Below are 24,069 nucleotides of genomic sequence, written 5' to 3' on the forward strand. Positions count from 1 at the left end.
GAGCGAGCTTGTCTCGCGATCTTTTGATTTTTAACCAAAAGGCTTTAAACGCCGGAATGGCTATCTGCGAGCAATAGATCAAAAGATCGCGAGACAAGCTCGCTCCTACAGGTTTTGGCAATAGGGTAAATACCGGCTTAACCCGCGCTAAACGTCTCATGCAAATGACGCCACAGCACCTTGCCACTGGCGTCGCGCTCAAACACCACGGTGGCCCGGCGGTCGGTGCGGGTGCCGTTGTGTTCTTCTTGCAGCTCCCGGTAGCTGACCACCGCGCCTTCTGCGTGCAAGGCGATGCCCTGGAATTCGCTGAGGGTGATTTTTAACCCCGGGCGGGCCCCGCGCAGTTGCTCAAACAGCGTTTCGACACCGTTGGCATCCAGCACTTTGCCGGTCGGGGTGATCATCGAAAACTGTGCTGAGAAGCGGGCGAGCAGCACCGGCAACACGCCCGGTTCCAGACCGGAAAACCAGCCTTCAATCTCAACGTGGGTTTCGGTTACAAGGTCGAAGTAGCTTGAATAATCAGTCATCACGGTTTCCAGGTCAGGGCGCCAGCAAGGCCAGCACGTGGGGTGTATTGAGGCGTAACACGGGGATAAGCGGCGCCAGGGTTAATACGCAACCGATGGCAAAGCATAGGGCAAAGGCGTGGGGCGTCGAGGTGATTGTGCTCAAGGCGGCGAACAACGCCATCATCAGCGCCGGGCCAAGCAAAAAACTCAACTGACGGTTGATATTCCACAGCGCGCTGGCGTACCCCATGCGTTCGGGCCTGATGTCGATAAACGCGGTGTTTTGCGCGGTGCTGCTGCACAGGCTGCCGCCAAACCCCATCAGTGCGTACAGGGGTATCGCCAGCCACACCTGTGAACTGTCCACTTGAATCAACAAACCAATGCCCAGCGCTTGGGCACCCATGCCCAGCAGCATTAAGGGTTTGGGCCCCAGTTGGTTGAATTGATAACGGCTCAACATAATGCCCAGTGCTGAAGCCAGCGCCCACGGCAGCATCAAGGCGCCGGTCTGCGCAGGGCTCAAGCCCAACTGGTGCAAATACAAAATACTCACCAGTTGGGTGCCGATAAAAATCCCCGCCACACACAGGTACATCAGCATGGCGACGCGCAGCAGCGGGCTTTTCAGCAAGCCGCCCATGCTGCGGGCGCCGGTTGCCAGGCTGTTGAGGTTGAGTGCCGGACGCTCGGTGGGGCGTGGTTCGGCTTTGATCCATACCCCCGCCAGCACCAGGGCCAGCAACGCCAGCGGCAGGTTGGCGTAGAACACCCCACGCCATGACCCGTACTCCACGACCCAACCGCCCAATGCCGGTGACAGCGCCGGTACCAGCAGCGCGACCAATAGAATCACTGATGTCAGACGCGCCCGTTCACGCACCGGAAAATGCCGGTAGACCATGGCCTGGCCGACCGGGATCAACAGCCCGCCGCCCAGGCCCTGGAGCAAGCGCCAGCCGATCAGTGCCTCGATTGAACCGGCTTGAGCGACACACCACGACGCGACACTGAACACCAGCAGCGAAGCGAGGATCAGGCGCTTCTCGCCAAACACCGAGGCCAGCCACACGCTGGGCAAAATGATCAGCGTGAGGCCGAGCATGTAGGCATTGCCGATCCAGGCCAGTTGATTGACCGAAGCGTGCAGCATCTGGCCGATCTGCGGGTAGGCAATCGATGCGGCGAACATGTTGACCAGGTCCAGGGCAAAGCCGAGCACATAGATCAGCGCGAGTTTGTTGCGATAAGCCATGTGGGGCTCCTTGAAAGAGCCTGCACAGTAAGTCGCTTTTTCCTTTAGAGAAACGGTCTGCGCCCTGCTAGATTGTCAAAAATATTTTGACAATCAGTGGGTTTAAACATGGTCAGCCTCGATCGATTCGACACCTTCAAAGCCGTGGTCGAAGCCGGCTCATTGACCGCAGCCGCCGATTTACTGGGCCAGACCCGGGCCGTGGTCAGCTTCAACATCAAACGCCTGGAGGCTGAACTCGGGGTGACGTTGCTCATTCGCAACACCCGGCGGCTGGCGCTGACCGAGGCGGGCGAACGTTTTTATGTACGCTGCCTGAGCATGCTCGAAGAAGCGCGGCTGGCGATTGACGAGGCGCGCAGTGAACACACCGAACTCAAGGGCACGCTGCGCATCACTACCACGGTGGAGTACGCGTTGGCCAAAGTGGTGCCTGCGCTGGAGCTGTTTCGCGCCCGGCACCCTGAACTGAACGTGCATCTATCGACCTCTTCGACCCATGCAGACCTGATCTCAGAGCGTTTTGACGTCGCCCTGCGGCTGGGCCGCGTGCTCGACTCCAGCCATCGCGCCGTGCAGTTGCGCACCTTTGAGATTCTGCCGGTGGCCTCGCCGGGCTTTGTTGCCAGCCTGGCGCCGATCAACAGCGTGCAAGCCCTTGAGCAAGCACCCTGGCTGGAACATGGCCGGGTCGGTGAATTGAGCATTACCGAGTTGAGCAGCGGCAGCGTCCGGCCTTATCAACCCAACCCGGCCAATGCGCGGATCAAGGCCGACAATTCATCGGTGCTGCAGGCGTTTGCCTTGACCGGGCAGGGCGTGGCGATTTTGCCGGACTGGCTGATCGAGGACGATTTGCAGGCCGGCAGGCTGGTGCATCTGCTGCCCGGCTGGCAACTCACGCGCCAGGGCATCTATGCGTTGTACCCCGACACCCGTCATCTGCCCCCGAAAGTTCGCGTGTTTATTGATTTTATGAAGACTCACGGATAATGCGGCACATTCATACTAAAGTTATAACTCCATTGTTTTTTATTTTTTTATAAAAAAATAAAAAAGTCTGAATAACTTATTGAGTGCGTGTTCCGTTATCACCTGTTGTGCGTTTCATTATCATGCCGTGTGCGTTGATGTGACATGGATTGTCAATGGCGGGTGATTAAATACATGTTGAATGTGCGTGCACTCATCGGGTGCAAAAGAGGGAATTAGTCTGTTTTGAAATTGTCGGCTGTATGGCTAGTATTGTCCCTGCATTGCCAGAGCTGTATCGGCATAGAACTTGGAAGTCGTCCACCTGACGGTTTTAATCATTACGCGTTGTCTGGGTGTGTTCACCATGGTTAACGAATGGATTCGTAGAGCGTATGTCCTGCTGCTGTCAATCGAGAACCTGCCTTCTCGCGGCCAGCCCGGCCCGGCACAAAGCCCGGTCGCCAGCGTTTGCCCTGTCGTTTCCCTTCGTATTTCACAGACCTTTTCAGCCTTGGACTCAGCGCTTCATCGCCCGCTGGCGGTGTTTGGCAGTGGCAGAGCAAGGCGTTTGAATGGACGTGACGAAACAGGCGTGGGCTGAAGCCTGAACACCAAGTAGTCGTTCAATAGCACGACCCCATTATCGAATAACGGTTGTTAATTGCGCCGCCGGGGATACTTGCGCCCTGCATTTAGTGCAGTGGCGAGTCCCTTTATTTATCGGATGAATAAAGTAGGTGTGAGATGAAGAATATTGTGATTGTTGACAAGGCATCAGGGGCTAAATCGGAACAGGCGTTGGGTTCGCTCAGCCTTAAAGGTACGAGCATTGTAAAACTGCCCTTCGGCCAGGAGAGTGTTCAGTCTTATCAACAGTCCGGCAATAATCTGGTTATTACTCTCAAGTCCGGTGAGACCGTTACGATCCAGAACTTCTTTGTGACGGGCAGCGACGGAGCCACTAACCAACTGGTGCTGGAGGGCAGTAATGGAACGCTGCTCCTGGGTCAGTATTCTTCACCTTACTCCGGCTTTACCTTCACCCAGATTTCCAGCCTTGATGACCTGACGCTGGCCGCGGCTGGCGGCAGTGCAGACATTCCTGACTGGGTCCTGTGGGGGCTTGGCCTTCTGGCGGTAGGTGGCGCGGCGGCCGCGCTGAGTGGTGGCGGTGGTGGTGGCGGCCATCATGGCGGTGATGGCGATACCACCGCGCCCGGTGCCCCAACCGGTATTTCGGTGAGCAACGACGGCCTGAGCGTCATCGGCAAGGGCGAGGCCGGTTCCAAAGTGACGGTCAAGGATGCGGCCGGTAACGTAGTCGGCACCGGCACGGTCGGGGCTGATGGCAATTTCAAGGTGCCTTTGGACTCCTCCAAGACCAACGGCGAAAAACTCGATGTGACCTTGACCGACCCGTCAGGCAACCAGTCGCCGGCCGGTAGCGTGGTGGCGCCAGACACCACCGCTCCAGAAACCCCGACCGGCCTCACGGTCAGCCCGAATGGCCAAACCATCAGCGGCAAGGGCGAGCCTGGCTCGACGGTGACGGTTAAAGATTCTGCGGGCAATGTGATCGGCTCGGGCACCGTAGGGGCTGATGGCAACTTCGACATTACCCTCGGCACCCCGCAAAACAACGGCCAAAACCTCGACGTCACCTTGACCGACCCGGCGGGCAATCAGTCGCCGGTCGGCAACGTAGTTGCGCCTGACACCACCGCTCCTGATGCACCCACCAGCCTGTTTTTGGCCACAGACGGTGTGACATTCAGCGGTAAAGGTGAGCCGGGTTCCCACGTCACGGTCAAAGACTCCGCCAACAATGTGGTGGGCAGCGGCACAGTCGGTGCCGACGGTAATTTCTTGATCACACTGACCTCACCGCAAAGCGTGGGTCAGCAGTTGAACACCACACTGACTGACGCGGCTCAGAACGAATCGTTGCCAGGCAAATTTATTGTGACTGACACCGATTTGGGCTCAGGAGGCCAACCGCTCGCGGCCACTGACTTGGTCGTCAGCCAGAACGGCCTCTCGATCAGCGGCAAGGGGCAGGCCAATAACAAGATTACGGTCAAGGATGCGGCGGGCAATATTATCGGCAGCGGGACGGTGGATGCCGATGGCAATTTCAACCTGTCCTTCGACACGGCCCTGACCAGCGGCGCCAGCGTGGATGTCACGTTGACTGACAGCAAAGGCCAGGTATCGCCCGTCAGCAGCGTTGTGTACACCGACACTACCGCGCCTGATGCACCAACCAATCTGGCTGTGAGCCCCGACGGCCTTACCCTCACCGGTAAAGGCGAGGCGGGCAGCACAGTTATCGTTAAAAACGCCGACGGCGAGCAAGTCGGTACGGCGGTCGTGGGGGCTGACGGCAGCTTCGAAGTCACCCTCGACGCAGCCCAAGGCAATGGCACCACCCTTGAAGTCACCTTGACTGACAAGGCGGGCAACGTATCGACGGCGACGCCGGTAGTTGTGGGCGAAGCGGTTGCCCCTGAGGCGCCTACCGGGCTTGTTGTCAGCGCTGATGGCCTGTCGGTAACCGGTAAAGGCGAGCGGGGCTCCACCGTGACGATCAAAGACTCTGCGGGCAATGTGATCGGCACCGGCACCGTCGGTGATGACGGCAACTTTGACGTGACCCTGGGCACCGCACAAACCAACGGTGAAACCTTGGGTGTGACCCTGACCAACCCTGGTGGCCTGACCTCGCCATCGATCAGCGTGATCGCGGGCGATACGACTGCGCCTGACGCACCGACCAATCTGGCTGTGAGCGACGATGGTCTGGTGCTGAGTGGTAAAGGTGAGCCGGGCTCCACCGTCACTATCAAAGATCCAGCGGGCAACGTGATCGGCACTGGGGCAGTCAGTGCAGACGGCACCTTCTCGATCACCCTCGAAAAAGCTCAAACCAACGGCGAAACCCTCAACGTCACCCTGACCGACAAGGCGGGTAACATCTCGCAAGCTGGCAGCGTGGTAGCGGGTGACACCACCGCGCCAGATGCTCCAACCAATATCGCTGTAAGCGCCGATGGCCTGACCCTCACCGGTAAAGGCGAGGCGGGCAGCACGGTTATTGTTAAAAACGCCGACGGTGAGCAAGTCGGCACTGCGGTTGTCGGGGCTGATGGCAGCTTCGAAGTCACCCTGGACGCCGCTCAAGGCAATGGCACCACCCTTGAAGTGACCTTGACTGACAAGGCCGGCAACATCTCGACGGCGACGCCAGTAGTTGTCGGTGAAGCGGTTGCGCCTGAGGCGCCTACCGGGCTTGTTGTCAGCGCTGATGGCCTGTCGGTAACCGGTAAAGGCGAGCCGGGCTCCACCGTGACGATCAAAGACTCTGCGGGCAATGTGATCGGCACCGGCACCGTCGGTGATGACGGCAACTTTGATGTGACCCTGGGCACCGCACAAACCAACGGTGAAACTCTGGGCGTAACCCTGACCAGCCCTGGCGGCCTGACCTCGCCATCGATCAGCGTGGTTGCAGGCGATACTACTGCGCCTGACGCACCAACTAATTTGGCCGTTAGCGACGATGGTCTGGCGTTGACGGGTAAAGGCGAGCCGGGTTCCACCATTACCATCAAAGATCCGGCAGGCAACGTTATTGGCACTGGGACAGTCGGTGCAGATGGCACCTTCTCGATCACCCTCGAAACAGCTCAAACCAACGGCGAAACCCTCAACGTCACCCTGACCGACAAGGCGGGCAACGTTTCTCAAGCTGGCAGCGTGGTAGCGGGTGACACCACGGCCCCCGATGCGCCAACCAATATCGCAGTCAGCGCCGATGGTTTGACCCTCACCGGTAAAGGCGAGGCGGGCAGCACGGTTATTGTTAAAAACGCCGACGGTGAGCAAGTCGGTACGACGGTTGTTGGGGCTGACGGCAGTTTTGAAGTCACCCTCGACGCCGCTCAAGGCAATGGCACCACCCTTGAAGTGACCCTGACTGACAAGGCCGGCAACGTATCGACGGCGACGCCGGTAGTTGTGGGTGAAGCGGTTGCGCCTGAGGCGCCAACCGGTCTGGTTGTTAGCGCTGATGGCCTGTCGGTGACGGGTAAAGGCGAGCCTGGTTCTACCGTGACGATCAAAGACTCTGCGGGCAATGTGATCGGCACCGGCACTGTTGGAAATGACGGCAACTTTGATGTGACCCTGGGCACCGCACAAACCAACGGTGAAACCTTGGGTGTGACCCTGACCAGCCCTGGTGGCCTGACCTCGCCATCAATCAGCGTGGTTGCAGGCGATACTACTGCGCCTGACGCACCGACTAATTTGGCCGTTAGCGACGATGGTTTGGCGCTGACGGGTAAAGGCGAGCCGGGTTCCACCGTCACCATTAAAGATCCAGCGGGCAACGTGATTGGCACTGGGACAGTCGGTGCAGATGGCACCTTCTCGATCACCCTCGAAACAGCTCAAACCAATGGCGAAACCCTCAACGTCACCCTGACCGACAAAGCGGGCAACATCTCGCAAGTGGGCAGCGTGGTCGCGGGCGACACCACTGCCCCTGAAGCCCCGACCGGCTTGGGTGTTAGCGCTGATGGCCTGACCCTGACCGGCAAAGGCGAAGTGGGCAGCACCGTCACGGTGAAAGATGCAGCGGGCAACGTGATCGGCTCCGGTCCAGTCGCCGCTGACGGCAGCTTCGAAATCACTCTTGCTCCAGCACAAACCAACGGCGAAACACTGGCTGTCACTCAAACCGATGCGGCTGGCAATGTCTCTGAGGGTGGCAGCGTGGTTGCAGGCGATACCACCGCGCCAGCGGCTCCAATTGACCTGACGGTAAGCGCAGATGGCCTGACCTTGACCGGTAAAGGCGAAATCGGTAGCACCGTTATCGTCAAAGACGCGGCAGGTTTGGAGATCGGCAACGGCGTTGTGGATGCGGAAGGCAATTTCTCCATCATTCTCGACAAAGCACAAACCAACGGCGAAACCCTGGGCGTCACCCTGACCGACAAAGCGGGCAACATCTCGCAAGTCGGTAGCGTGGTAGCAGGCGACACCACGGCTCCCGATGCGCCAACCAATATCGCAGTCAGCGCCGATGGCATGATTCTCACCGGTAAAGGTGAAGCGGGCAGCACGGTTATCGTTAAAAACGCCGACGGGGAGCAAGTCGGTACGGCGGTTGTGGGGACTGATGGCAGTTTCGAAGTCACCCTCGACGCAGCCCAAGGCAATGGCACCACCCTTGAAGTGACCTTGACTGACAAGGCCGGCAACATCTCGACGGCGACGCCGGTAGTTGTGGGCGAAGCGGTTGCGCCTGAGGCGCCTACCGGTCTGGTTGTTAGCGCAGATGGCCTGACAGTGACCGGTAAAGGCGAGGTTGGCAGCACCGTAATCGTCAAAGATGCGGCTGGCTTGCCAATCGGCACCGGGGTTGTCGGTGCTGATGGCAGTTTCGAAATAACGCTCGACAAAGCACAAACCAACGGCGAAACCCTGGGCGTCACTTTGACCAATGCCGGTGGCCTGACTTCGCCATCGATCAGCGTGATTGCAGGCGACACCACTGCTCCTGAAGCACCAACTAATTTGGCCGTTAGCGACGATGGTCTGGCGCTGACGGGTAAAGGCGAGGCGGGCAGCACGGTTATCGTCAAAGACGCGGCTGGCTTACAAATCGGCGCAGGCGTTGTGGACGCTGAGGGTAATTTCTCGATCATCCTCGACAGCGCGCAAACCAACGGGCAAACCATTAACGTCACCCTGACCGACAAAGCGGGCAATATCTCGCAAGTTGGCAGCGTGATAGCAGGCGACACCACTGCCCCTGAAGCCCCGACCGGCTTGGGTGTTAGCGCAGATGGCTTGACCCTGAGCGGTAAAGGCGAAGTTGGCAGCACCGTCACCGTGAAAGATGCGGCAGGCAATGTGATCGGCTCCGGCCCTGTGGGCGCTGACGGCAGCTTCGAAATCACTCTTGCCCCAGCACAAACCAACGGCCAAACACTGGCGGTTACCCAAACCGATGCGGCAGGCAATATCTCTGCGGGTGGCAGTGTGGTTGCAGGTGACACCACAGCGCCGGCGGCTCCAACTGAGCTGGCGGTAAGCGCTGATGGCCTGACCCTCACCGGTAAAGGCGAAATCGGCAGCACCGTTATCGTCAAAGATGCAGAAGGCTTACAAATCGGCGCTGGGGTTGTCGGGGCTGATGGCAGCTTCGAAATCATCCTGGATGCTGCTCAAACCAACGGCGAAACCCTTAACGTCACCCTGACCGACAAAGCGGGCAACGTCTCGCAAGTGGGCAGCGTGGTTGCCGGCGACACCACTGCACCTGACGCGCCAACCGGCTTGGTCCTTAACGCGGATGGCTTGACCCTGACGGGTAAAGGCGAAGTGGGCAGCACTGTTACGGTCAAAAACGCAGAGGGCACGGTGATTGGCTCCGGGCCTGTCGGGGCTGATGGTAACTTCGAAATCACCCTGGATGCGGCGCAGACCAATGGCCAAACCCTCGACGTCACCCTGACCGATAAGGCGGGCAACGTCTCGGCAGCTACGCCTGTGATTGCGGGCGATACAACCGCACCTGCCGCGCCAACGGATTTGGCTGTCAGTGCTGATGGCCTGACCCTCACCGGTAAAGGTGAAATCAACAGCACGGTCATCGTCAAAAACGCAGTCGGTGGGCAAATCGGCGTGGGGGTTGTGGACGCTGATGGCAATTTCTCGATCACCCTCGACAGCGCGCAAACCAACGGTGAAACCCTCAACGTTACTCTGACCGACGCGGCGGGCAACGTTTCGCAAGTTGGCAGCGTGGTGGCGGGCGATACCACGGCTCCTGATGCGCCGACCAATATCGCGGTGAGCGCGGACGGCCTGATCCTCACCGGTAAAGGCGAGGCGGGCAGCACGGTCACCGTTAAAAACGCGGCCGGTGACCCCGTGGGTACGGCGGTTGTTGGCGCTGACGGCAGTTTTGAAGTCACCCTAGACACCGCGCAAGGTAATGGCACCGCCCTGGAAGTCACCTTGACCGACAAGGCTGGCAACGTGTCTGACCCGACGCCTGTGCTGGTCGGTGATGCGGTAGCACCTGAGGCGCCAACCGGTCTGGTGGTGAGCGCAGATGGTCTGACAGTGACCGGTAAAGGCGAGATTGGCAGCACTGTGACGGTGAAAGGCCCGGCGGGCAACGTGATTGGCACCGGGGTCGTAGATGCTGACGGTAATTTCTCGGTCGCTCTGGGCACCGCGCAAACCAACGGCGAAACCTTGGGCGTCACTTTGACCAATGCCGGAGGCCTGACTTCGCCATCGAACAGTGTGGTGGCGGGCGACACGACGGCGCCTGATGCCCCGACGGACCTGGTGGTGAGCGCGGATGGTCTGGCGCTGACCGGTAAAGGCGAGGCGGGCATCACCGTCACGGTGAAAGACGCAGCGGGCGCGGTGATCGGCACCGGGCCGGTAGCGGCTGATGGCAGCTTCACCATCACCCTCGATTCGGCGCAAAAAAATGGCGAAACCCTTAACGTCACTCTGACCGACAAGGCGGGCAATATCTCGGCGGTCACGCCAGTGATCGCGGGCGACACCACCGCGCCTGATGCACCTACAGAGCTTGCGGTGAGCGTTGATGGCCTGACCCTGAGCGGTAAAGGTGAAGTCGGCAGCACGGTCACTGTTAAAGACGCAGCGGGCGCAGTGATTGGTTTTGGGCCTGTAGAGGCTGACGGCACCTTCACCATCGCCCTCGACACGGCTCAAACCAATGGCGAAACCCTTAACGTCACGCTGACTGACAAGGCAGGCAACATCTCGGCGGTTACGCCAGTGGTTGCGGGCGATACCACCGCACCTGATGCACCGACAGAGCTTAAAGTGAGCGCAGACGGCCTGTCCCTGACCGGTAAAGGCGAAGCAGGCAGCACCGTCACGGTCAAAGATGCGTTGGGCGAGGTGATCGGCACCGGGCCGGTTGCGGCTGACGGCACCTTCACCATCACCCTCGATTCGGCGCAAAAAAATGGCGAGACCCTTAACGTCACGCTGACCGACAAGGCGGGCAATATCTCGGCGGTCACGCCAGTGATTGCGGGCGACACCACGGCACCTGATGCCCCGACAGAGCTTGCGGTCACTGTTGATGGTCTGACGCTAACAGGTAAAGGCGAAGTCGGCAGCACGGTGACGGTTAAAGACGCAGCGGGCGCAGTGATTGGCACCGGGCCGGTAGAGGCTGACGGTACCTTTACCATCACCCTCGATAAGGCTCAAACCAACGGCGAGACCCTCAACGTCACGCTGACTGACAAGGCAGGCAACATCTCGGCGGCCACGCCAGTGACCGCGGGTGATACCACCGCACCTGATGCCCCGACAGAGCTTAAAGTCAGCGCAGATGGCCTGTCTCTGACCGGTAAAGGCGAAGCGGGCAGCACCGTCACGGTCAAAGATGCGTTGGGCGCGGTGATCGGCACTGGGCCGGTAGCGGCTGATGGCAGCTTCACCATTGCCCTCGATACGGCGCAAAAAAATGGCGAAACCCTCAACGTCACCCTGACCGACAAGGCGGGTAACATCTCGGCGGTCACGCCAGTGATTGCGGGCGATACCACAGCGCCTGATGCCCCCACCAACATTGCCGTGAGCGCGGATGGTCTGACGCTCACCGGTAAAGGTGAGGTCGGCAGCGCGGTCACTGTCAAAGACTCGGCCGGTGTATCGGTTGGCACGGGCGTGGTGGGTGCTGATGGCAGTTTTGAAGTCACCCTTAAAGACGCGCAGGGCAATGGCGCCATTCTTGATGTCACCTTGACCGACAAGGCTGGCAACACCTCGCCGATTACCCCAGTGGTGGTCGGGATCGCGGTAGCGCCTGATGCGCCAACCGATCTGGCAGTGAGTGTCGATGGTCTGACAGTGACCGGTAAAGGCGAGATTGGCAGCACCGTTACTGTCAAAGATGCGGCTGGCTTGCCAATCGGCACCGGGGTTGTCGGTGTTGATGGCAGCTTCGAAGTAACTCTCGACAAAGCGCAAACCAACGGCGAAACCCTGGGCGTCACCTTGACCAATGCTGGCGGCCTGACTTCGCCATCGAACAGTGTGGTGGCGGGCGACACGACGGCGCCTGATGCCCCGACGGACCTGGTGGTGAGCGCGGATGGTCTGGCGCTGACCGGTAAAGGCGAGGCGGGCAGCACGGTGACTGTGAAAGACGCAGCGGGCGCGGTGATCGGCACCGGGCCGGTAGCGGCTGATGGCAGCTTCACCATCACCCTCGATTCGGCGCAAAAAAATGGCGAAACCCTTAACGTCACTCTGACCGACAAGGCGGGCAATATCTCGGCGGTCACGCCAGTGATCGCGGGCGACACCACCGCGCCTGATGCACCTACAGAGCTTGCGGTGAGCGTTGATGGCCTGACCCTGAGCGGTAAAGGTGAAGTCGGCAGCACGGTCACTGTTAAAGACGCAGCGGGCGCAGTGATTGGTTTTGGGCCTGTAGAGGCTGACGGCACCTTCACCATCGCCCTCGACACGGCTCAAACCAATGGCGAAACCCTTAACGTCACGCTGACTGACAAGGCAGGCAACATCTCGGCGGTTACGCCAGTGGTTGCGGGCGATACCACCGCACCTGATGCACCGACAGAGCTTAAAGTGAGCGCAGACGGCCTGTCCCTGACCGGTAAAGGCGAAGCAGGCAGCACCGTCACGGTCAAAGATGCGTTGGGCGAGGTGATCGGCACCGGGCCGGTTGCGGCTGACGGCACCTTCACCATCACCCTCGATTCGGCGCAAAAAAATGGCGAGACCCTTAACGTCACGCTGACCGACAAGGCGGGCAATATCTCGGCGGTCACGCCAGTGATTGCGGGCGACACCACGGCACCTGATGCCCCGACAGAGCTTGCGGTCACTGTTGATGGTCTGACGCTAACAGGTAAAGGTGAAGTCGGCAGCACGGTCACTGTTAAAGACGCAACGGGCGCAGTGATTGGTTCCGGGCCTGTAGAGGCTGACGGAACCTTCACCATCGCGCTCGACACTGCACAAACCAATGGCGAAACCCTCAACGTCACCCTGACCGACAAGGCGGGCAACGTCTCGGCAGTCACGCCAGTACTCGCGGGCGATACCACCGCACCTGATGCCCCAACAGAGCTTGCAGTGAGCGCTGATGGTCTGTCCCTGACCGGTAAAGGCGAAGCGGGCAGCACCGTCACGGTCAAAGATGCGTTGGGCGCGGTGATTGGCACCGGGCCGGTTGCAGCTGATGGCAGCTTCACCATCACCCTCGATACGGCGCAAAAAAATGGCGAAACCCTCAACGTCACCTTGACCGATAAGTCGGGCAACGTGTCGGCAGTCACCCCGGTGATCGCGGGCGACACCACCGCGCCTGATGCGCCGACAGAGCTTGCGGTCAGCGTTGATGGTCTGACGCTGACAGGTAAAGGTGAAGTCGGCAGCACGGTGACGGTTAAAGATGCAGCGGGCACAGTGATTGGTTCCGGGCCTGTAGAGGCTGACGGCAGCTTCACCATCGTGCTCGACACGGCTCAAACCAATGGCGAAACCCTCAACGTCACCCTGACTGACAAAGCAGGCAACGTGTCGGCGGTCACGCCAGTGACTGCGGGTGATACCACCGCACCTGATGCCCCGACAGAGCTTAAAGTGAGCGCTGATGGTCTGTCCCTGACCGGTAAAGGCGAAGCGGGCAGCACCGTCACTGTCAAAGATGCGTTGGGCGCGGTGATTGGTACCGGGCCGGTTGCGGCTGACGGCAGCTTCACTATCACCCTCGACAGCGCGCAAAAGAATGGCGAGGCCCTCAACGTCACCCTGACCGACAAGGCGGGCAATGTGTCGGTGGTCACGCCAGTGATTGCGGGCGATACCACAGCGCCTGATGCACCGACCAACCTGGCGGTGAGCGGCAATGGTCTGATCCTGACCGGTAAAGGCGAAGTCGGCAGCACTGTGATCGTCAAAGACGCTGCGGGCGTGCAAGTCGGTACGGGCGTCGTCGGCGCGGGCGGCAATTTTGAGGTGGCTCTTGACCCGGGCCAAAGCAATGGCTCTACGCTTCAAGTCACCCTGACCGACAAGGCCGGCAACATTTCGACCGCCAGCCCTGTGGTGGTCGGTGATGCCGTCGCACCGGATGCGCCAACTGACCTGAGCGTGAGCGTTGATGGCCTGGTACTGGATGGCAAAGGCGAGCCTGGCGCCATCGTCACCGTCAAAACGGCAGCGGGCGCGGTAATCGGCAGCGGTATCGTGGGCCTTGACGGTAATTTCAGCGTGGCGCTGGACACCCCTCAAACCAACGGCGAAACCCTGGGCGTCACCCTGAGCAGCGTCGGTGGTTTGACCTCACCGTCCGTCAGCGTGGTGGCGGGCGATACGACGGCGCCTGATGCCCCGACAGAGCTGGTCGTCAGCGTTGATGGCCTGATCTTGAATGGTAAAGGTGAGCCGGGCTCAACCGTCACCGTTAAAAATGCCGCAGGCACTGTGATCGGCAGCGGACCTGTGGCGCTGGATGGCTCCTTTGCCATCACCCTCAATACCGCACAAACCAATGGCGAAACCCTTAACGTCACGCTGACAGACAAAGCCGGCAACGTGTCGGTGGTGACGCCTGTTATCGCCGGCGATACCACCGCGCCAGAGGCACCGACTGAACTGGCGGTCAGCGCGGATGGCCTGACCCTGAGCGGTAAAGGTGAAGCAGGCAGCACTGTTATTGTGAAAAATGCCGCCGGTGAGCAAATCGGTACTGGCCTCGTTGACGCTGACGGCGCGTTTACTGCGATCCTCGATACCCCGAAAAAAAATGGCGAGACCCTCAATGTCACCCTGACTGACAAGGCCGGTAACGTGTCGGCGTCTGCCCCAGTGACAGCGGGCGACACCACGGCACCTGCAGCCCCGACCGAGCTCAAAGTCAGCGCAGATGGCCTGACCCTGGACGGTAAAGGTGAGGCGGGCAGCACGGTGACCGTTAAAAACGCCTTGGGTGTGCAAATCGGCACGGGTGTCGTCAGCGCTGACGGTACTTTTGCCGTCACCCTCAACACGGCGCAGAAAAATGGCGAGACCCTCAGCGTTACCCTGACCGACAAGGCGGGCAACGTCTCGACGGCGACCCCGGTGATTGCGGGTGACACCACAGCACCCGACGCGCCGACTGAGCTTAAAGTGAGCCTCGATGGCCTGGAACTGACCGGTAAAGGTGAAGCGGGCAGCGTAGTCACCGTGAAAAATGCGGCGGGCGTGCAAGTCGGCACCGGCATTGTTGGCCCTGACGGCTCGTTCACCGCGATCCTCGATACACCGCAGAAAAATGGCGAAACCCTCAACGTTACCCTGACTGACAAGGCAGGCAACGTGTCAGCGGCCGCCCCTGTGATAGCCGGAGACACGACGGCACCGGCAGCCCCGACTGAGCTTAAAGTGAGCGTGGATGGCCTGACCTTGAGCGGTAAAGGTGAAGTCGGCAGCACAGTGACGATCAAAGACGCTGCAGGCACAGTGATAGGCAGCGGTCCTGTGGGCGCTGATGGCAGTTTCGACATTACCCTCGATGCTGCGCAAACCAATGGCGAAACCCTCAACGTCTCCCTGACCGACAAGGCCGGTAACGTATCGGCGACTACGCCGGTGATTGCGGGCGACACCACCGCACCGGCAGCGCCGACTGAGCTTAAAGTCAACGTTGATGGTCTGGAGCTGACGGGCAAAGGCGAAGCAGGCAGTGTCGTCACCGTGAAAAACGCCGCGGGTATGCAAATCGGCACGGCTATCGTTGGGCCTGATGGTTCGTTTACCGCGATCCTTGATACCCCGCAGAAAAATGGCGAAACCCTCAACGTCACCTTGACCGATAAGTCGGGCAACGTATCGCTGGCGACCCCGGTAATTGCGGGCGACACCACCGCACCGGCGGCGCCGACGGACCTTAAAGTGAGTGTCGATGGCTTGGCGCTGACGGGCAAAGGTGAAGCGGGCAGCACGGTCACCGTGAAAAACGCCCTGGGTGTGCAGGTCGGCACCGGCACCGTTGGCCCGGACGGCTCGTTTACTGCCGTCCTTGATACCCCGCAGAAAAATGGCGAAACCCTCAATGTCACCTTGACCGATAAGTCGGGCAACGTGTCGGCAGCCACGCCAGTGATTGCCGGTGACACCACCGCACCAGCAGCGCCGACTGACCTTAAAGTGAGTGTCGATGGCCTGGCGCTGACGGGTAAAGGCGAAGCGGGCAGCATCGTCATCGTGAAAAACGCCGCGGGTGTGCAAATCGGCACCGGTATCGTTGGCCCTGACGGCTCGTTTACCGCCGTTCTTGATACCCCGCAGAAAAATGGCGAAACCCTCAACGTCACCTTGACCGATAAGTCGGGCAACGTGTCGGCAGTCACCCCGGTGATTGCGGGTGACACCACCGCACCGGCGGCGCCGACTGAGCTTAAAGTGAGTGTTGATGGCCTGTCGCTGACCGGTAAAGGTGAAGCGGGCAGCACGGTCACCGTGAAAAACGCCCTGGGTGTGCAAGTCGGCACCGGCACCGTTGGTGCTGATGGCTCGTTTAGCGCAGTGCTCGATACGCCGCAGAAAAATGGTGAGCTGCTTAGCGTCACCCTGACGGACAAGGCGGGCAACGTCTCGCTGCCGACCCCGGTTGTGGCGGGCGACACCACGGCACCGTCGGCGCCGACTGACCTTGAAGTACGTGTCGATGGCCTGGCGCTGACGGGCAAAGGCGAAGTGGGCAGCACGGTTACCGTTAAAAACGCGGCGGGTGTGCAGGTTGGCACCGGCATCGTGGGCCTTGATGGCTCGTTTACCGTGATCCTGGCCCCGGCACAAAACAATGGCGAAACCCTCAACGTCACCCTGACCGACAAGTCGGGCAACGTGTCCTTGGCGGGTATTGTGACAGCGGGTGATACCACCGCACCGGCGGCGCCGACCGAGCTTAAAGTGAGCGCTGATGGCTTGTCGCTCACCGGTAAAGGCGAGGCGGGCAGCACGGTCATTGTGAAAAACGCCCTGGGCGTGCAAGTGGGTAGCGGCACTGTTGACGCTAACGGCGTGTTAACCGCAACGCTCGATACGCCGCAAAAAAATGGCGAAATCCTCAACGTCACTTTGACCGACAAGGCGGGCAACGTGTCCTTGCCGGGTGTGGTGGCAGCGGGTGATACCACGGCTCCAGCGGCGCCGACCGAGCTTAAAGTCAGCCTCGATGGTCTGGCGCTGACCGGTAAAGGCGAAGCGGGCAGCACCGTCATCGTGAAAAACGCCGCAGGTGTGCAAGTCGGCACCGGCATCGTTGGGCTGGATGGCTCGTTTATCGCGGTCCTGGCCCCGGCACAAAAAAATGGCGAGAGCCTCAACGTTACCCTCACCGACAAGGCGGGCAACGTGTCCGTGAGCACTCCGGTAGTAGCGGGTGATACCACCGCACCGGCGGCGCCTACCGAGCTTAAAGTCAGTGTTGATGGCTTGTCGCTGACCGGTAAAGGTGAGGCGGGCAGCACGGTTATCGTTAAAAACGCTGCGGGTGTGCAAGTGGGTGCTGGCACCGTGGGTGAAGATGGTTCGTTCAGTGCGACGCTCAACACGCCGCAAAAAAATGGCGAGCTGCTTAACGTCACCCTGACCGACAAGGCCGGCAACGTGTCGCTGGCCGCCCCGGTCACTGCCGGTGACACCACCAATCCGGATGCCCCGACTAACCTGGCAGTCAGCCTTGGCGGTCTGGTGCTGACGGGTAAAGGCGAGCCTGGTGCTGCCGTGACCGTTAAAGGTCTTGGTGGGGTAACCGTCGGTACAGGGTTTGTCGGGGCGGATGGCGGTTTTGCGATTGTGCTGGTCCCGGCTCAAGGCAATGGCCAAACCCTGGATGTCCAACTCAAGGATGCTGCGGGTAACGAATCTCCGATTGGCACTGTGATTGTGGGGGGCGCGCTGGCACCGGAAGCGCCAACCGATCTGGTGGTGAGCCCGGATGGCCTGACCCTGAGTGGCAAGGGCGAAGCAGGGTTGTCGGTGACGATCAAAAACGCTGCGGGCGCGGTGATCGGTACGGGCAACGTGGGTGTGGACGGCAACTTTGCCGTCACCCTCGACACTGCGCAAAAGAACGGTGAAACCCTTGGCGTCACCTTGACCAATGCCCAGGACCTTTCGTCTCCGTCTGTCAGCGTAGTGGCGGGCGACACCACGGCACCGGCAGCGCCAACCGGCCTGGCGGTCAGCCTTGATGGCTTGTTGCTGACCGGTAAAGGTGAAGCGGGCAGCATCGTCACCGTGAAAAACGCTGCCGGTGTGACCATTGGTACGGGCGTGGTGGGCGTTGATGGCTCGTTTAGCGCGATCCTCGATACCCCGCAAAAAAATGGCGAAACCCTCAACGTCACCCTCACCGACAAGGCGGGCAACGTCTCGGTGGCCACCCCGGTTGTGGCGGGCGATACCACGGCTCCGGCGGCGCCAACGGAGCTTAACGTCAGCGCTGATGGCTTGACCCTGACCGGTAAAGGCGAAGCAGGCAGCACCGTCACGGTTAAAAACGCGGCGGGTGTGCAAGTCGGTACCGGCACCGTGGGAGCTGATGGCTCGCTGACCGCGACCCTTAGCCCGGCACAAAAAAATGGCGAGAGCCTCAACGTCACCCTCACCGACAAGGCGGGCAATGTCTCGCTGCCGACCCCGGTTGTGGCGGGCGACACCACGGCACCGGCGGCACCGACCGAGCTTAAAGTCAGCCTGGATGGCTTGTTGCTGACCGGTAAAGGCGAGGCGGGCAGTACGGTCATCGTAAAAAATGCCGCAGGCCAGCAAATCAGTACCGTTGTGGTGGGAATAGATGGCTCGTTTGCCGCCGTCCTCACGCCAGCGCAAAAAAATGGCGAGACCCTCAACGTCACCCTCACCGACAAGGCGGGCAACGTCTCGGTGGTCACGCCGGTGATTGCGGGCGACACCACGGCACCGGCAGCCCCGACTGAGCTTAAAGTCAGCGCTGATGGTCTGGCGCTGACCGGTAAGGGCGAAGCGGGCAGCACCGTCACCGTGAAAAACGCGGCGGGCGTGGCCATTGGTACTGGCGTTGTCGGGGCGGATGGTTCGTTCAGTGCGACACTCAACACGCCGCAGAAAAATGGCGAGTTGCTTAACGTCACACTGACCGACAAGGCCGGTAACGTCTCGCTGCCAGCCCCTGTGCTGGCGGGTGATACCACGGCGCCGGCAGCGCCAACCAACCTGTCCGTGAGCGTCGATGGTTTGGTGCTTAACGGTAAAGGCGAGCCGGGCTCAACGGTAACGGTCAAAAATGCGGCGGGTGTGGTGATCGGTGGTGGTCTTGTCGGGCTGGATGGCTCGTTTGCCGCGGTCCTCACCTTGCCACAAAAAAATGGCGAAACCCTCAGCGTCACCCAGACCGATGTGGCGGGCAACGTGTCGGTGGCGGCACCGGTGGTGGCGGGCGATACCACGGCACCGGCCGCGCCGACCGATCTGGCAGTGAGCCTCAATGGTCTGGCACTCACCGGTAAAGGCGAAGTGGGCAGCATCGTCACCGTGAAAAACGCCGCAGGCGTGCAGATTGGCACTGGCATCGTCGGGCTGGATGGCTCGTTTAGCGCCGTGCTCACCTCGCCACAAAAAAATGGCGAAACCCTCAACGTTACGCTGACCGACAAGGCGGGCAACGTGTCTGTGGCCACGCCTGTCATTGCAGGCGACACCACCGCCCCTGCGGCGCCGACTGAACTTAAAGTCAGCCTCGATGGCCTGGCGCTGACGGGTAAAGGTGAAGTGGGCAGCATCGTCACCGTGAAAAACGCCGCAGGTGCGCAAGTGGGCACCGGTGTTGTCGGGGTTGATGGCTCGTTTAGCGCGGTCCTGAACCCTCCACAGAAAAATGGCGAAAACCTAAACGTTACCCTGACCGACAAGGCGGGCAACGTGTCGGTGGCGGGTGCTGTGACGGCGGGTGATACCACGGCACCGGCGGCACCGACTGAGCTTAAAGTCAGCCTCGATGGTTTGCTGCTGACGGGTAAAGGCGAGGCAGGCAGCACGGTCATCGTGAAAAACGCCGCAGGCCAGCAAATCAGTACCGTGGTGGTCGGGATCGACGGCAACTTTGCCGCTGTCCTCGCAACACCGCAGAAAAATGGCGAGACGCTCAACGTCACGCTGACTGACAAGGCGGGCAACGTGTCCTTGCCGGGTACTGTGACGGCGGGCGACACCACGGCGCCTGCGGCTCCGAACACCCTGGCTGTGAGCGCGGATGGTCTGTCGCTCACAGGTAAAGGTGAGGCGGGCAGCACGGTCGTCGTGAAAAACGCCGCCGGCACGCAAATCGGCACCGGCGTCGTCGGGGCGGATGGTTCGTTTACCGCAAGCCTCAGCCCTGCACAAAAGAATGGCGAGAGCCTCAACGTCACCCTTACCGACAAGGCGGGCAATGTGTCCTTGCCGGGTGTTGTGACGGCGGGTGATACCACCGCACCGGCGGCCCCGACTGACCTTAAAGTCAGCCTTGATGGCTTGTTGCTGACGGGTAAGGGCGAGGCGGGCAGCACGGTTATCGTGAAAAACGCGGCGGGCCAGCAAATCAGCACCGTTGTGGTCGGCATCGACGGCAACTTTGCCGCCGTCCTCTTAACACCGCAGAAAAATGGCGAGACGCTCAACGTCACGCTCACTGACAAGGCGGGCAACGTGTCCTTGCCGGGTACTGTGACGGCGGGCGACACCACGGCGCCGGGGGCTCCTAACACCTTGGCTGTGAGCGCCGATGGTCTGTCGCTCACGGGTAAAGGCGAAGCGGGCAGCACGGTCGTGGTGAAAAATGCCGCCGGTGCGCAAGTCGGCACCGGTGTAGTCGGGGCAGATGGTTCGTTTACTGCGACCCTCAGCCCTGCACAAAAGAATGGCGAGCTTCTCAACGTCAGCCTCACCGACAAGGCGGGCAACGTGTCCTTGCCGGGGGTTGTGGCGGCGGGTGATACCACCGCACCGGCGGCACCGACTGATCTTAAAGTCAGCCTCGATGGCTTGTTGCTGACGGGTAAAGGCGAGGCGGGCAGCACGGTCATCGTGAAAAACGCGGCGGGCCAGCAAATCAGTACCGTTGTGGTCGGGGTTGACGGCAACTTTGCCGCCGTCCTCTTAACACCGCAAAAAAATGGCGAGACCCTCAACGTCACCCTCACTGACAAGGCGGGCAACGTCTCTGTGGCTGCCCCAGTGGTAGCGGGGGACACCACTGCGCCAGTGGCGCCAACCAACCTGGTCGTCAGCGTCAATGGTCTGACCCTGACGGGTAAAGGCGAGGCGGGCAGTACCGTCACCGTGAAAAACGCGGCGGGCGTGGCCGTGGGCAGCGGCACTGTTGGCGCTGACGGGTCGTTTACCGCGACCCTCAGCCCTGCACAAAAGAATGGTGAAAGCCTCAACGTCACCCTGACCGACAAGGCTGGCAACGTCTCGTTGCCGACGCCTGTGCTGGCGGGTGATACCACGGCACCGCAGGCGCCGACTGAGCTTAAAGTCAGCCTCGATGGTTTGACGCTCACCGGTAAAGGCGAGGTGGGCAGCATCGTTACCGTGAAAAACGCGGCCGGTGTGCAAATCGGTACCGGCCTTGTCGGGGCTAACGGTTCGTTTACAGCGCTGTTGGTTGGGCCGCATAAAAACGGTGAAAGCCTCACCGTCACCCTGACCGACAAGGCCGGCAACGTTTCGGTGCCTGCGCCAGTGCTTGCAGGCGACACCACGCCGCCGGCCATTGCGACCGACCTTGCATTGAACGCAGATGGCGTGACGTTCAGCGGCAAGGGTGAAGCGGGTAGCCAGGTGACGGTTAAAGACTACCTGGGGCAGACCATCGGTACGGGCACCGTCAACGGGCAAGGTAACTTCACGGTGATCCTGAATCAGCCACGCAGCACCGGTGAAACCCTCAACGTCACCCTCAAGGATGCCGCGCAGAACATCTCTCTGCCGGCAACCTACCTGGCGCTTGACCCCGGCCTGCCGGGGACCTTGACGCCCAAAGCCTTCAACGACCTGACAACGGCTGAGATGGTGATCAAGCCGGTGACGACCAACACCGGGTTGAAGGACATGACGGTCTATACGCTGGCCAGCGTAGGCGGAATTATCATTGGCGGTGTCGTCAAAGATACGCAGCTCTTTACTGTTGCCAGTGGTACGACCGGAACCTTGAACTTGAGTTCGGGCTCTGCTGATTTCCTGAAATTGCTGGGGGGCGGGGTTAAGGCGACGCTTGAGGTGAGTGACGGCAAGGGCGGATGGCTGCCGGTACAGCAGGGTTCCCTGGGGAGCGGTTTACTCGATTTGCTAGGGATATTCGGGACCAGTGGCAGCGGGAAAGTTACAGGCCTGTCTGCTGGAAATTATCGCTTCACGTTCGAGCTTGATCTGGCGTTGGTCAAGGTGTTGTCCAGTGCAACGGCCAAGCTGAGTGTCACCGAGCAAAGCCTCACCGATTTCACGGCTGACGCCGGGCCAGCGATCAAAGGTAACGTGATCACCGACCTGGGCTTTGATGGCAAAACCGACGTTACGGGCACGGCCGGGCCTGCGAAGGTTCAGGTTATGGTCGACGGCAAGCTTGTCGATGCGGACATCCCGACCGGGCCCGGGACCGTGTTGCAGGGCCAATATGGTCAACTGACGATCTTTGCCAACGGCAATTACTCGTACGTGGCGAATGGCAATGCGGCCAATCTTGGCAAGGTTGATTCGTTTGAGTATCACCTGGTCAATGCGGCGGGCTCCTCAACAGCCAACTTGTATGTGCGCATTGATAGCGCAGACTCCAATTTCACGTGGAGCACAACCGACCCTTCGGCCCCCGGCGTTATCGTTCCGGTTGCTAATGATGACGTGGGTTCTGTAGCGATACAGTTGTCGCCTGAAGTCGGGCCACAGGTTTCGTTGCAGGGCTTTGGCTATGATTTGAAGGCAGTAGGCATCTCTTTGACTGGATCAGGAACCGGTGCCGGTGGAGCCATCGTCATCGAGGCCAATACCAAGGGCGATATTGCGGTTACTGCGAAATTCTCGTCGGGATCGCAGGGGTTGGGTGGCACAACCTTGACCCTGGAAAAATTCATCAACGGGGCGTGGGCTGCAGTACCACAACAGAGCTTCTCAGCTACATCCCATACCTTTAAAGACCTGGGTGAGGGCACTTATCGGGTAACAGCGTCGACCAGCATCTTACTTTCACTGGGCACTAAAGTGTCCATCGAGCAGAAATTCACGCCCACTTACCTGGACAAGTTTGTTGTGGGTACGGTCACCCCGGCCACCGGAAGTGTGCTGTCCAGTACCTTGACCGGCCCCGACAAGCTGGGTTCTGTGCTCACGGTGATCAGTGTGCTGGACAAAGGCGTGTTCGTGAATGCCGGGGGCGAGGGCAAGGTGGTTGCGGGGGCATACGGAACGTTGACCCTGTTCGCCGATGGTAAATACACCTACACGCCGAATGCCGGTCTGACGGCGAGCAACGTGGGGCAGGTGGATCACTTCACCTACAAACTCACCTCGCCAACAGGCAATTCCGACACGGCTGAGCTGTACATCCGTCTCGACTCTCCAGACCGTCCTCAGGTCTGGGACGACGCCAACCCGGGCGCACCGGCCAAGACCGCTACATCGTTCGCCGCGCTGGCCGTGGAGGAACATGTCGCCGCCGTCGACCACGTGGCTGCAACCGACGGGCATGCCACGGGTGAACACGGGGATCATGCCGTGGTTGCCGACACCGATTTCACCCACGTCGACAACGTTGCCGGGATTGATGGGTTGCTGTGGGAAGGGGGCGATGCCGCGATCAATCTGGCGAGCCTGATTGGCAAGGTCAGCGGCATCGATGCCATCGACCTCAACCACGTCAGCGCTGTTGACCTGACACTGAGCCTCGAAGATCTGGTGTCCATCACCGGGCCTGAAGGGGACCGGTTGGTGATTCAGGGCGATGACCACGACAGTGTGCATTTGACCGGCAATTGGTCATCGGGAGTGGCTCAGGTTGAGAACGGTCTTGAATACGTGATCTACACTAGCGAGGAAGATAAAACCCACCAACTGTGGGTGCAGAACGGAATCAGCGTGGTTTAACCCACAACGTTTGCGCCGGGCCTTCAAAGGCCCGGTTTTGTGTACTAACGGTATTGCAATGATGGATCGTTGCGGGCTGCGAGTAACGATCCATTGTTGCGTGCACACCTGAGCCAGGGCGTGCATGTG

Annotated in this window: 4 protein-coding genes; 2 read left to right on the forward strand and 2 right to left on the reverse strand. The window is 60.2% G+C overall.

Going from position 1 to position 24,069, the window contains the following annotated elements; genetic code table 11:
* Positions 1–137: 137 nt before the first annotated feature.
* A complete protein-coding gene (locus QMX84_RS18375) occupies positions 138–533 on the reverse strand; it encodes a hypothetical protein (RefSeq protein ID WP_048368255.1) in 396 nt (131 codons plus the stop codon).
* Positions 534–546: 13 nt separating this feature from the next.
* A complete protein-coding gene (locus tag QMX84_RS18380) occupies positions 547–1,770 on the reverse strand; it encodes an MFS transporter (RefSeq protein ID WP_282364473.1) in 1,224 nt (407 codons plus the stop codon).
* A gap of 108 nt (positions 1,771–1,878) precedes the next feature.
* Here QMX84_RS18380 and QMX84_RS18385 point away from each other — a divergent pair, with 108 nt between their 5' ends.
* Entirely contained in the window at positions 1,879–2,763 is an 885-nt protein-coding gene (locus QMX84_RS18385; RefSeq protein ID WP_282364474.1) for a LysR family transcriptional regulator, read from the forward strand.
* A gap of 726 nt (positions 2,764–3,489) precedes the next feature.
* A complete protein-coding gene (locus QMX84_RS18390; RefSeq protein ID WP_282364475.1) occupies positions 3,490–23,940 on the forward strand; it encodes a BapA/Bap/LapF family large adhesin in 20,451 nt (6,816 codons plus the stop codon).
* Positions 23,941–24,069: the final 129 nt, after the last annotated feature.

The sequence above is a fragment of the Pseudomonas sp. PS01297 genome, from assembly GCF_029959305.1.
GTDB classification, from domain to species: Bacteria; Pseudomonadota; Gammaproteobacteria; order Pseudomonadales; family Pseudomonadaceae; genus Aquipseudomonas; species Aquipseudomonas helleri.

Excerpts from the sequence above, each read along its gene's own strand:
- QMX84_RS18375 (WP_048368255.1), bottom strand. The coding sequence starts at position 533 with ATGACTGATTATTCAAGCTACTTCGACCTTGTAACCGAAACCCACGTT.
- QMX84_RS18385 (WP_282364474.1), top strand. The coding sequence starts at position 1,879 with ATGGTCAGCCTCGATCGATTCGACACCTTCAAAGCCGTGGTCGAAGCC.
- QMX84_RS18390 (WP_282364475.1), top strand. The coding sequence starts at position 3,490 with ATGAAGAATATTGTGATTGTTGACAAGGCATCAGGGGCTAAATCGGAA.
- QMX84_RS18380 (WP_282364473.1), bottom strand. The coding sequence starts at position 1,770 with ATGGCTTATCGCAACAAACTCGCGCTGATCTATGTGCTCGGCTTTGCC.